This is a genomic window from Pseudomonas sp. FR229a (assembly GCF_030209115.1).
Taxonomy (GTDB): domain Bacteria; phylum Pseudomonadota; class Gammaproteobacteria; order Pseudomonadales; family Pseudomonadaceae; genus Aquipseudomonas; species Aquipseudomonas moraviensis_A.
In genome coordinates this window covers 1-11011 of sequence record NZ_JARVSP010000043.1, presented here as the reverse complement: position 1 = coordinate 11011, position 11011 = coordinate 1, and the positions used below count along the sequence as shown (strand labels likewise).

The window sequence follows — 11011 nt, the reverse complement described above, 5'->3', positions numbered from 1 at the left end:
CCCTGTTACCGCCGTGAAAGGGCGGTGTCCTAGGCCACTAGACGAAGGGGACACACTACAACATTCACTCCCTGCCGCGTTTCGCTGTGTGCTTTACGCTGCAAGTGGCGCGCATTCTATGGATGGATTGAGAGGTCGTCAACCCCTTGATATAAATTTATTTAAATCAATGACTTCGACCTGGATTAAGGGCTGCGCAGGGCTTTTCCGTCATCCGCAACCTGACGCCTATATTCCGCCACTCGCCAAGACGTTATAGTCCACCGCACAGTGATGGCAATCTGCACATCAAGCGCCAGCATTCATCTATACAGCCGGCGGCCGATACAGATTGCAGCAGCCGATCAAACCCGTCGAGCGGCGCTAGGCGCCTAAATGCCCAGCCACTACACTCGCATGCGAACCCTATAAAGAGGTCTTACCGGTGACACCACTCATGATCACCCTGCTAGTCGTAGCCGGGATCGCAATTCTGATCGCCATTGGCTACATGAACCATGTGGTGGAAAACAATAAACTGGAGAAGGCCCGCACCAAAGTCGAACTCAACGACCGCCTGCGCCGCTGCGGTGAACTGACCGAAACCTTCCCCGGCCAGTTCATGACCCCGGCGCTCAAGCTGCTGCTGACCCGCCTGGAACTAAACGTCTGCCAGCGCCTGCTCAATCTGGAAAAAACCAGCGCGACCACCAAGGCCCGGATCACCGAACTCAGTGCCCTGGTGGCCCAGGGCGAATCGATCCCGGTCAACAACCCGCCGGCGCCGATCCTGACCGAAGCCAAGGCCAAAGACGTGCGCTTCCTCCTCGAAGCCCTGCACGGCCAGATCACCCGCGCCGCGCACGACGGCTTCCTGCCACCGAACGAAGCCAAACAATGGATTCGCGAAGTGCGCCACATCCTTGTTCTGCTGCACATCGAATTCTTCAACAACCTGGGCCAACAGTCCCTGCAACAAAACCAACCCGGCCAGGCCCGCCTCGCCTTCGAACGTGGCGTGCAATATCTGCGCAAACAACAGGATCCGCAGATGTACGCCGAGCAACTGCAATACCTGGAAAAACTCCTCGCGCGCGCCAATGCCCAGGTCATGGACAAGATTGCCCCGGTTGAAGGTGAAGAAAACCAATTGACCGCTGGTTTGAAGGATGTCGAAGCGGATGCGGACTGGAAGAAGAAAGTGATTTACGACTGAGGCGCGAATGCCGGGAAAGAAGCCACCGTAATCGGTGGCTTTTTTGTGGGGGGGTTAAAGAGGGTGTGATTTGAAGATCGCCATCGCGAGCAGGCTCGCTCCCACAGAAAAGCAAAGTCAAAAGCAAAAGATCGCAGCCTTCGGCAGCTCCTACAGTTGGATTGGGTAACACTCAAGAACAGGTCGGCTGTCAGACCGCCTTCGCGAGCAGGCTCGCTCCCACAGAAAAGCAAAATCAAAAGATCGCAGCCTTCGGCAGCTCCTACAGTTGGATCACCTAGCACTCAAGAACAGGTTGGCTGTCAGGCCGCCTTCGCGAGCAGGCTCGCTCCCACAACAGCAACAGCAACAGCAACAGCAACAACAACAACAACAACAACAACAACAACAACAACAACAACAAAAGATCGCAGCCTTCGGCAGCTCCTACACACGATGAGCGTTAGCTCGAGTCCCGCTTTTGATCTTGATCTGGGAGCCCGTCGGCAGGCTGAGCGGAGGGATTGATCCGGGCGTGGGAGCGCAGCGACCGTTTGGCGCAGCCAAACACAGCGAGTGTAGGTGCAGCGAAGCAAACCGGAGCCGCTGCGCCAGGATCGATCTCGTAGCGAAGGAACCCCGAGCCCCAGCGAGGGGCCGAACGTCAGGGCACAGACCTTTGGTTACTTTGGGGCGTTTGCCAAAGTGACCCGCCGTAAGGGCGGAACCGCCAGAAGCAACACCCGCAGCAACGGATATTCACCAAAACCACCCTCAGCCTGGTCGGCCCAGAGGCCGCCAAGGCTCAAAGCCGAAAATGCCCAACCATCGAGCGCAACTCCCCCCCCAACTGCGCCAGCTCAACACTCGAAGCCGCATTCCCGCGCATCGCCAGCGAAGAGTGATCCGCGCTCGCGCGAATCTGCGTGACACTGCGATTGATTTCCTCCGCCACCGAACTCTGCTCCTCCGCCGCCGCCGCAATCTGCTGATTCATCTGCTGAATCAACGACACCGCCGCCGCAATACTCCCCAGCGCACTCTCGGTCTGCAACGCATCACTGACCGCCAGCTTCACCAGCTCGCCGCTGCTGCGAATCTGCTGCACCGACGACTGCGCCGCCGCCCGCAAGGCACTGACCAGACGCTCGATCTCCTCGGTCGATTGCTGCGTGCGCCGTGCCAGTGCGCGCACCTCATCGGCCACCACCGCAAATCCCCTGCCCTGCTCACCGGCCCGCGCCGCTTCGATGGCCGCGTTCAGCGCCAACAGATTGGTCTGCTCGGCCACGCTCTTGATCACCTCCAGCACCGTGCCGATATTCTGAATCTCGGCGCTGAGGCTCTCGATACTCGAACTGGCGGAAGTCGCCGAATCGGCCAACTGCTCGATCCGCGCCATGCTCTGGCGCACAACCTGCTGGCCGCTCTCGACCTTGTCATCCGCTGTCTGCGCTGCCAGCGCCGCTTCTTCGGCATTGCGCGCGACGTCATGCACAGTGGCGGTCATCTGATTCATGGCCGTGGCCACCTGCTCGGTTTCTTCTTTCTGGCTGTTGACCTCCAGGTTGGTTTGCTCCGTCACCGCTGACAGCGATTGCGCGGAACCGGCCAGGCGTTCGATCCCGGCCTGCAAGCCACTGACAATCGTGCCAAGGCCTGCAGCCATCTGCTGCATCGCCAGCATCAACTGACCCATTTCATCGCGGCGCGTCACCTCGACCTTCGCCGTCAGATCACCCGCAGCAATCTGCTGAGCCACGCGAATCACACTGCGCAGCGGCGCCACGATCAGCCGTGTGATCACCCAGGCGGCGAGCAATCCGACCAACAAGGCCAGCGCCGAGGAGCCGATGATCAGCATCGAGTTCTTCTTCAGCTCGGCCTGCATCGAAGCGTCTTCGGCGACATAGGCCTGATTCACTCGATCCATCACCTGCGCGGCACGCTGATGCAGTTGGTCGTAGACAGTTTTTTCCTGCGCCAGCAGGCCAGTGTATTCAGCGAGTTTTTCGTTGAACCCGGCGATGTGCCCCGACACTTCATTGAGCACGGTCAGATAGCCCTCGTCCTTGACCGTGGTTTTCAGCGCCTCGGCCTGCTCTTGTGCTTGCGCCGCCTGTTCAATATTGCCTTGACCCGCATTGTCGGGATCGCCCTTGCGACTCTGATCCAGGCGCACGCGCGCTTCGTTCATTGCCTGCAACATCAGCCGCGAGACCTGACTGACCTGACTGGCCTGTTCGATGAACTGGGCGCCGTCCTTGCCCTCGGTGTCTTTCAGCGTGTAGGCGCCATCATCGGCGAGCCCGGCCTGCAACACGTCGAGATTATTGGCCACGCTGGACACCGACCAACTGGCCATTTCCAGCGCGAGGTCCTTGGCCTGGCTCAGCGAAACGAATTCATCGAACGCCTTGCGATACGCGCCCAGCGCTTGCTCGACATCGCTCATCACCGGCACATTGGCCGGCGTATGCGCCTTGAGCTCACCGGCAAGGACGATCAGCCCATCGACACCTTCGCGCAGGGCATCGGCGGTTTTCGGATTGCCACGCAGGGCGTACTCCTGCTCGAGCAGACGCACCTTGAGCAGGCCGCTGTTGAGCGCAGACATCTGCTTCAAGCCGTCGAAACGCAGACTGATGGCTTGCAGGGACCAGACCCCGATCGCCGCGACCAATGCAGTCAGCAGCAAGACCAGCACAAATCCGATACCCAGTTTTTTCGCCATACCGAGGTTGGCAAAACGTCCTTGCACGGCCGAAATCATTGCGCGTAGTCCCCTGCCAAAGTCTGTTGCCGAAGATTCGCAACGGGCTCGGACCAGCACAAGTCTCGGGCGTCGGAATAATGGCAAAAAGCTACGCCCGCGTCGTTTTCAGAATGCTGGAGGTCGATCCGCGCAGGTATTGCGGAAAAACTGCCGGGCACGCGGGTCGCAGGCACAGGCGACATTGATGCGCTGCCAGTCACCGGCCTCGCCGCTGGGACTGAAGGCGTCCGCTGCCGATAACTCCAGCCCGCAACGCTGCGCCTGCCTGCGCACCAACGCCTGATCCTTCAACCGCGCCCGCGCCCAGATGAACAGCCCGCCAACCGGCTTGCCGAACACTTCCCAGTCGGCATCTTCCAGGGCCTGCAGGGCCGCCGCGCGATCAGCATTCAAGCGCTGGCGCTGACGCTGCACCAGTTTGCGATACGCGCCCGTCGCCATCAGGCGGGCCAGCACTGCCTCGGCCAGCCTTGAACAACCCAGGCCGCTGATCATCTTGACCTCGGCCAGGCGCATGACGAGTTCGCGCTCAGCCAGCACAAAACCCACCCGCAACGAACTGCTCAGGGTCTTGGAGAAACTGCCCACATAGATGACCCGCCCCTCATGGTCCAGCGCCGCGAGGCGGGTGCCGTTGCCCGTGTGCAGATCGGCATAGACATCGTCCTCGATCACGCGCAGATCGTAGGTCTTGCTCAGTTGCACGATGCGCTGGGCGACAGCGGGCGTCAGGCAACTGCCGGTGGGATTGTGGTGGTGACTGCCGATGAACAAAGCGACGGGACGAAACTGACGCAGCACCGATTCAAGCATTTCGATGTCCGGCCCGTTCGGCGTACGTCGGACTTCGAGCATGCGTACGCCGTGCATGCGCAACAGGTCAAACAACGGTGCATGACCAGGCGTTTCCACCACCACACAGTCGCCGGCCTTGAACAAGGTGCGCACGATCAGATCCAGCGCATGACTGGCGCCGCTGGTGCTCATCAACCGGCTGCCACAGGCTTCGATATTCATTGCTTTGAGACGCTTGACGATCTGTTCGCGCAACGCTGGCAGGCCCAGCGGCGAGCTGTAATTGAACAGACTGGCCATGTCGGTCCGCGCTACCTCGCGTAACGCGTAGCTGAGGTCGTCGGGCTCACGCCAGCTCGGCGGCAGGCTGCCCTGCCCCAGCTTCAGGCGACTGGTCGTGGCGCTCATCTCATCACACCAGGCATGGCGCCCCTCGAACACGCCCAGTTCCGGCTCTGCACCGCTCACGGTCGCCGACGCCGCGACAATAAATCCGGCCCCCTGACGCGTGGTCAGAATACCCTGCGAAACCAGGCGCTCGCAGGCTTCGACGACGCACGACTGGCTGAGCAGATTGCCCCGGGCGATTTGCCGCACGGAGGGCAACCGGGTGGCCGGCGGGATGCCGCTTTGCACGATCCAGTCCGTCAGTCCGTCCACAATCTGCTGCACGACCGGCACCATTGCCTGTCGGTCAATTCTCAGTTCCATGAGCTCGCAAACTCCTGTCAGTTTTGCTGGCAGCAGTAAATCACAGCCGCGCCGCCGAGGCTGTGCGACAACGCCGCCAAATGCAGCAGTTCTAACTATTTGATACACATTGTTTAACGGATTCACGCCCACAGAACGCGGGACAAAAAAACCCGCACGAAGGCGGGCTCTTTAGAAGCGGACACATTCAGAACGCCGTCACGCCACCGTCCACCGCCAGTGAGTGCCCGGTAGTGAACGCCGCGCCATCGCTGCACAGGTACAGCACCGCACTGGCGATTTCCTCGACCTTGCCGATGCGCCCGACCGGGTGCATGGCGTTGGCGAATTCGCCCTTCTTCGGATCGGCTTCGTAAGCACGCCGGAACATGTCCGTATCGATCACCGCCGGGCACACCGCGTTGACGCGGATTTTCTTCTTCGCATATTCGATTGCCGCCGATTTGGTCAGGCCGATCACTGCATGTTTCGACGCCGCGTAGATACTCATTTTCGGTGCCGCGCCCAGCCCGGCCACCGATGCCGTGTTGACGATCGCCCCACCGCCCTGAGCCAGCAGCAACGGCAACTGATACTTCATGCACAGCCAGACGCCTTTGACGTTGACGCCCATGATCGCGTCGAATTCGTCGAGCGAACCGTCGGCAAGTTTGCCTTTCTCGATTTCGATCCCGGCGTTGTTGAAGGCGTAGTCGAGCCGACCGTAGGTATTGATCACCTCGTCCATCAGATTTTTTACATCACTTTCCAGCGTTACGTCGCAGCGCACGAAGGCCGCTTCGCCACCGGCTGTACGAATCAGCGCCACCGTGCCTTCACCACCGGCCGCATCCAGGTCAGCCACCACGACTTTCAGGCCCTGCGCGGCAAACGCCAGAGCGGTCGCCCGGCCGATGCCGTGGGCCGCTCCCGTGATTACAACCACCTGACCGGAAAACGTCATGCTCATGGATATGTCCTCGAAGGCAAAGAAGCCGGGATGTTGGCGTTGCAGCATAGCCAGCTGCGGTGGCGGTGCGTCAGCACTATCCAGAAGCCGTTTATGGGTCCATGCGTTGCAGTGATAAAACCCCACCTGCAACCATCACTGCACTGGATCGACCTGCATTCGCCGGATCAGCCAACCTTGCGACATCGGCGCTGAAGGTCTATCAACAAAGCTTCATTCCGTTCGAGTGCCTGTCATGACCAACCAGACCAATCGCCAGTTCCTGCTCGCCAAACGCCCAGTGGGCGCCGCGACCCGCGAGACTTTCACTTATCAGGAAGTACCGGTCGGCGAACCACAGGCGGGACAGATTCTGGTCAAGAACGAATATTTGTCTCTGGATCCGGCCATGCGCGGCTGGATGAACGAAGGCAAGTCCTACATCCCGCCGGTCGGCCTCGGTGAAGTCATGCGCGCACTGGGCGTGGGAAAAGTCATCGCCTCGAACAATCCCGGTTTTGCCGTGGGCGATTACGTCAACGGTGCCCTCGGCGTGCAGGATTATTTCCTCGGCGAGCCGCGCGGCTTCTACAAGGTCGATCCGAAACTCGCACCATTGCCGCGTTACCTGTCTGCGCTGGGCATGACCGGCATGACCGCCTACTTCGCCCTGTTAGATGTGGGCGCCCCAAAAGCCGGTGACACCGTGGTGCTGTCCGGCGCGGCAGGTGCGGTGGGCAGCGTCGCCGGGCAGATCGCCAAAATCAAAGGCTGCCGCGTCGTCGGCATTGCCGGCGGTGCCGACAAGTGCAAATTCCTCATCGACGAATTGGGCTTCGACGGCGCCATCGATTACAAGGCTGAAGACGTGGTGGCGGGACTGAAGCGCGAATGTCCGAAAGGCGTCGACGTGTACTTCGATAACGTCGGCGGCGACATTCTCGATGCGGTGCTGAGCCGCTTGAACATGAAGGCGCGGGTGGTGATCTGCGGCGCGATCAGCCAGTACAACAATAAAGAGGCGGTCAAGGGGCCCGCCAATTACCTGTCACTGCTGGTCAATCGCGCGCGTATGGAAGGTTTTGTGGTGATGGACTACGCCGCGCAGTTTGCCAGTGCCGCGCAGGAGATGGCCGGCTGGATGGCCAACGGGCAGCTCAAGAGCAAGGAAGATGTGGTTGAAGGGCTGGAGACGTTCCCGGAGACGCTGATGAAACTGTTCAACGGTGAGAACTTTGGCAAATTGGTGTTGAAGGTTTAAGACAGAAGATCAAAAGATCGCAGCGTTCCGCAGCTCCTACAGGTGTTCACATGGCTCTGTAGGAGCTGCCGAAGGCTGCGATCTTTTAGGCGATTTCGGCTACGACCGCGGCCAAGGCTTGGGCCGGGTTCGCCGCCTGGCTGATCGGGCGACCGATCACCAGGTAGTCGGAACCGGCATCCAGCGCCTGACGCGGGGTCAGAATGCGGCGCTGATCGTCCTGCGCGCTGCCCGCCGGGCGAATCCCCGGCGTGACCAGTTGCAGCGACGGGTGCGCGGTTTTCAGCGCCGACGCCTCCAGCGCTGAACACACCAGACCGTCCATCCCGGCCTTCTCGGCCAGGGCCGCCAGCCGCAGCACTTGCTCCTGCGGCTCGATGTCCAGACCGATACCCGCCAGATCCTCGCGCTCCATGCTGGTCAGCACGGTCACACCGATCAACAGCGGTTGCGGGCCGCTGCGCTTGTCCAGCTCTTCACGGCAGGCGGCCATCATGCGCAGGCCACCGGAGCAGTGCACGTTGACCATCCACACGCCCATCTCCGCAGCGGCTTTCACGGCCATCGCCGTGGTGTTGGGGATGTCGTGGAATTTCAGGTCCAGGAACACTTCGAAGCCCTTGTCACGCAGGGTGCCGACGATTTCCGCCGCGCAACTGGTGAACAGTTCCTTGCCCACTTTGACCCGGCACAGTTTCGGGTCCAACTGGTCGGCCAGCTTCAGTGCGGCGTCACGGGTGGGAAAATCCAGGGCGACGATGATAGGAGTCTGGCAGGCGGACATGGATGGGCTCTCAGGCTGGTCGAAAACGGCGCGCATTGTAGCGGAACCGGCGGCGGCGCGGCACCCGATGATCGGTAAATCGTCGCGCCGGCGGTGTTCAGCGTAGCCGCCACGGTCATTGTGTCGACTCCGATACACAACCGACACGCCGGCAACACGCACCCGGGTTAGCCTCGCCCGGCGCAACACGCCCTTACAACAGCACTTCCCGCCTCCCGGCTGGACGCCTATGCTGAAACCACCCCTGGTAGTGAACAGCCCCATGCCCAACGCCCCGACAACCGTGACGGATGAAAGCAAAGACGACAAGCGCTGGAGCATCCGCGCGCTGATCGTCGACGATGACGTGCCGATCCGTGAGCTGATGATCGATTACCTCGCCCGCTTCAACATCCACGCCAGCGGCGTCACCGATGGAGCGGCAATGCGCCAGGCGCTGCAGGCCGAACACTTCGATGTCATCGTCCTCGACCTGATGCTCCCCGGCGAGGACGGTCTGTCGCTGTGCCGCTGGCTGCGTGCCGAATCGGACATCCCGATCCTGATGCTCACCGCTCGCTGCGAACCCACCGATCGCATCATCGGCCTGGAACTGGGCGCCGACGACTACATGGCCAAGCCATTCGAACCGCGCGAACTGGTGGCCCGCATCCAGACCATCCTGCGCCGCGTGCGCGACGACCGCACCGAGCAGCGGGCGAACATTCGCTTCGACCACTGGCGCCTGAACAGCGTCCTGCGCCAAGTGATCGCCGACGACGGTCTGGTAGTGCCGCTGTCCAACGCTGAATTCCGCCTTCTCTGGGTCTTCCTCGAACGCCCGCGCCGCGTGCTCAGCCGCGAACAACTGCTCGACGCCGCCCGCGGTCGCTCGATCGAAGCATTCGACCGCAGCATCGATCTGCTGGTCTCGCGCCTGCGGCAAAAACTCGGCGACGACCCGAAAGCCCCGCAGTTGATCAAGACCGTGCGCGGTGAAGGCTACCTGTTCGACGCGCGGGACATTGGCTGATGAGGGTGCGCTTCGACACATTGTTCGGCAGGCTGTTCGGTGTGCTGTTCGTGGCAATTGTCCTGGCCCACCTGCTGGCCTTCGCCTGGTTCAAACTCTACGGCCCTCCGCCGCCCCCACCGCTGCCCGCGTTCACAGCGAACGTCGACGGCCAACCGCCGGTGCACGATTCCGCTTACCCACCGAGGCAAGCGCGTCCCTGGTTCGGTGGCCCGGTGGTGCCACTGACCTTTCAGTTCATCACGCTGATGATCGCTGCGTGGTACGGCGCCAAACTGCTCAGCCGGCCGATCCAGCGCCTGAGCGACGCCGCCGAGCGCCTGAGCGAAGACCTCGACAGCGACCCCCTCGACGAGTCCGGCCCGCGCGAAGCCCGGCAAGCCGCGCACACTTTCAACCTCATGCAGCGGCGTATCCGCGAACAGGTCCAGCAACGCGCCCGCATGCTCGGCGCCGTCTCCCACGACCTGCGCACGCCACTGTCACGGCTGAAACTGCGCCTGGAAAACATCAGCGACGACAAACTGCAAAACCAGATGCGCCAGGACCTGGACGACATGATCGGCATGCTCGACGCCACCCTCACCTATCTGCACGAACAACGCACCAGCGAAGCCTTGCAACTGCTGGACGTGCAGGCGCTGGTCGAATCGCTGTGCGAGAACGCCCAGGACCAGGGCGCCGATGTTCAGGTCAGCGGCCACTGCGCGCCCCTGCCGGTGCAACCGATGGCGCTGCGCTCATGCATCAACAACCTGCTGGATAACGCCCTGCGTTACGCCGGACAGGCACGGATTGAACTGCTGGAACAGCGTGAAGCATTGCTGATTCGGGTAATCGATCACGGACCGGGCATCGCCGAAGACCAACGCGAAGCCGTGTTCGAGCCGTTCTATCGACTGGAGGGATCGCGTAATCGCAACTCCGGGGGCGTCGGACTGGGCATGACCATCGCCCGCGAAGCGGCGCAGCGGTTGGGCGGGCAATTGACGCTGGAAGACACACCGGGCGGCGGGTTGACCGCAATTGTTCGGTTGCCGCGGTGCTGACTCCCTGTGGGAGCGAGCCTGCTCGCGAAGGCGTCTGTTCATTCAATGTCTGTGTTGAATGTACGCCGCCTTCGCGAGCAGGCTCGCTCCCACATTGGAGTGGTGTTCATCCGGGATAATGGGTTGGCTGTGAGGGCGCTGTTGCTGGCAAGCCAGCTCCCACCGGGGATCGAGTGATCTCAGAGGACGATGGGTTGGCAGTGAGGACGTCATCGCGAGCAGGCTCACTCCTACACTTGGACTGGGTACAACCTCAAGAAACAGGTCGGCTGTCAGGCCGCCTTCGCGAGCAGGCTCGCTCCTACAGTGGATCGCGTATCACTCAAGAGCAGGTCGGCTGTCAGGCCGCCTTCGCGAGCAGGCTCGCTCCTACAGTGGATCGCGTATCACTCAAGAGCAGGTCGGCTGTCAGGCCGCCTTCGCGAGCGGGCTCGCTCCCACAGAAAAGCAAAGCAGCGCAGCTGCCCGCGGCGAAGCCGCCCCACTCAACAATGAGCGTTAGCTCGAGTGCTTTTGATCTT

General features: G+C 61.4%; 9 protein-coding genes and 1 pseudogene. 4 read left to right on the top strand and 6 right to left on the bottom strand.

The window, feature by feature from the left end:
- The first annotated feature begins 436 nt into the window (after window positions 1–436).
- Entirely contained in the window at window positions 437–1195 is a 759-nt protein-coding gene (locus QRN33_RS26230) for a hypothetical protein (RefSeq protein ID WP_039764159.1), read from the top strand.
- 784 nt (window positions 1196–1979) lie between these two features.
- On the opposite strand, the gene QRN33_RS26825 is transcribed toward QRN33_RS26230, so the two are convergent.
- From QRN33_RS26825 to QRN33_RS26215, 4 genes and pseudogenes are all read right to left on the bottom strand, one after another.
- The gene (locus QRN33_RS26825) at window positions 1980–2843 is read right to left on the bottom strand and encodes a methyl-accepting chemotaxis protein (protein ID WP_376779075.1); all 864 of its coding nucleotides are present in this window, start codon (window positions 2841–2843) and stop codon (window positions 1980–1982) included.
- Window positions 2841–3038 (bottom strand): annotated as a pseudogene (locus QRN33_RS26820) (HAMP domain-containing protein); the annotation flags it as partial. The pseudogene QRN33_RS26820 and the gene QRN33_RS26825, both read right to left, overlap by 3 nt.
- A 1017-nt stretch (window positions 3039–4055) precedes the next feature.
- Entirely contained in the window at window positions 4056–5456 is a 1401-nt protein-coding gene (locus QRN33_RS26220; protein ID WP_042610672.1) for an aminotransferase-like domain-containing protein, read from the bottom strand.
- Window positions 5457–5643: 187 nt separating this feature from the next.
- Window positions 5644–6405 carry an SDR family oxidoreductase gene (locus tag QRN33_RS26215; RefSeq protein ID WP_042610735.1) on the bottom strand — a complete coding sequence of 254 codons (762 nt, stop codon included), beginning with the start codon at window positions 6403–6405 and terminating at the stop codon, window positions 5644–5646.
- Window positions 6406–6640: 235 nt separating this feature from the next.
- Here QRN33_RS26215 and QRN33_RS26210 point away from each other — a divergent pair, with 235 nt between their 5' ends.
- Complete coding sequence (locus QRN33_RS26210; RefSeq protein WP_016773662.1) at window positions 6641–7645, top strand: NADP-dependent oxidoreductase; 1005 nt, start codon at window positions 6641–6643, stop codon at window positions 7643–7645.
- Between the two features lie 85 nt (window positions 7646–7730).
- Here QRN33_RS26210 and pyrF read toward each other — a convergent pair whose 3' ends face one another.
- A complete protein-coding gene (gene pyrF / locus QRN33_RS26205; RefSeq protein ID WP_041479471.1) occupies window positions 7731–8429 on the bottom strand; it encodes an orotidine-5'-phosphate decarboxylase in 699 nt (232 codons plus the stop codon).
- Window positions 8430–8691: 262 nt separating this feature from the next.
- Here pyrF and QRN33_RS26200 point away from each other — a divergent pair, with 262 nt between their 5' ends.
- Window positions 8692–9441 (top strand): response regulator, encoded by a 750-nt coding sequence (locus QRN33_RS26200; protein WP_064361435.1) that lies wholly within the window; start codon window positions 8692–8694, stop codon window positions 9439–9441.
- Window positions 9441–10490, top strand: a complete 1050-nt coding sequence (locus QRN33_RS26195) for an ATP-binding protein (RefSeq protein WP_285410970.1) — start codon at window positions 9441–9443, stop codon at window positions 10488–10490. Before QRN33_RS26200 ends, QRN33_RS26195 begins: the two co-directional genes overlap by 1 nt.
- Before the next feature lie 340 nt (window positions 10491–10830).
- On the opposite strand, the gene QRN33_RS26190 is transcribed toward QRN33_RS26195, so the two are convergent.
- Window positions 10831–11011 (bottom strand): hypothetical protein (locus tag QRN33_RS26190; RefSeq protein ID WP_285410969.1); only part of this gene is annotated, 181 nt, incomplete at its 5' end.

Coding starts and splice junctions, on each gene's coding strand:
- QRN33_RS26230 (WP_039764159.1), top strand. CDS start 437: ATGATCACCCTGCTAGTCGTAGCCGGGATCGCAATTCTGATCGCCATT.
- QRN33_RS26210 (WP_016773662.1), top strand. CDS start 6,641: ATGACCAACCAGACCAATCGCCAGTTCCTGCTCGCCAAACGCCCAGTG.
- QRN33_RS26215 (WP_042610735.1), bottom strand. CDS start 6,405: ATGAGCATGACGTTTTCCGGTCAGGTGGTTGTAATCACGGGAGCGGCC.
- QRN33_RS26825 (WP_376779075.1), bottom strand. CDS start 2,843: ATGGCTGCAGGCCTTGGCACGATTGTCAGTGGCTTGCAGGCCGGGATC.
- pyrF (WP_041479471.1), bottom strand. CDS start 8,429: ATGTCCGCCTGCCAGACTCCTATCATCGTCGCCCTGGATTTTCCCACC.
- QRN33_RS26220 (WP_042610672.1), bottom strand. CDS start 5,456: ATGGAACTGAGAATTGACCGACAGGCAATGGTGCCGGTCGTGCAGCAG.
- QRN33_RS26200 (WP_064361435.1), top strand. CDS start 8,692: ATGCCCAACGCCCCGACAACCGTGACGGATGAAAGCAAAGACGACAAG.
- QRN33_RS26195 (WP_285410970.1), top strand. CDS start 9,441: ATGAGGGTGCGCTTCGACACATTGTTCGGCAGGCTGTTCGGTGTGCTG.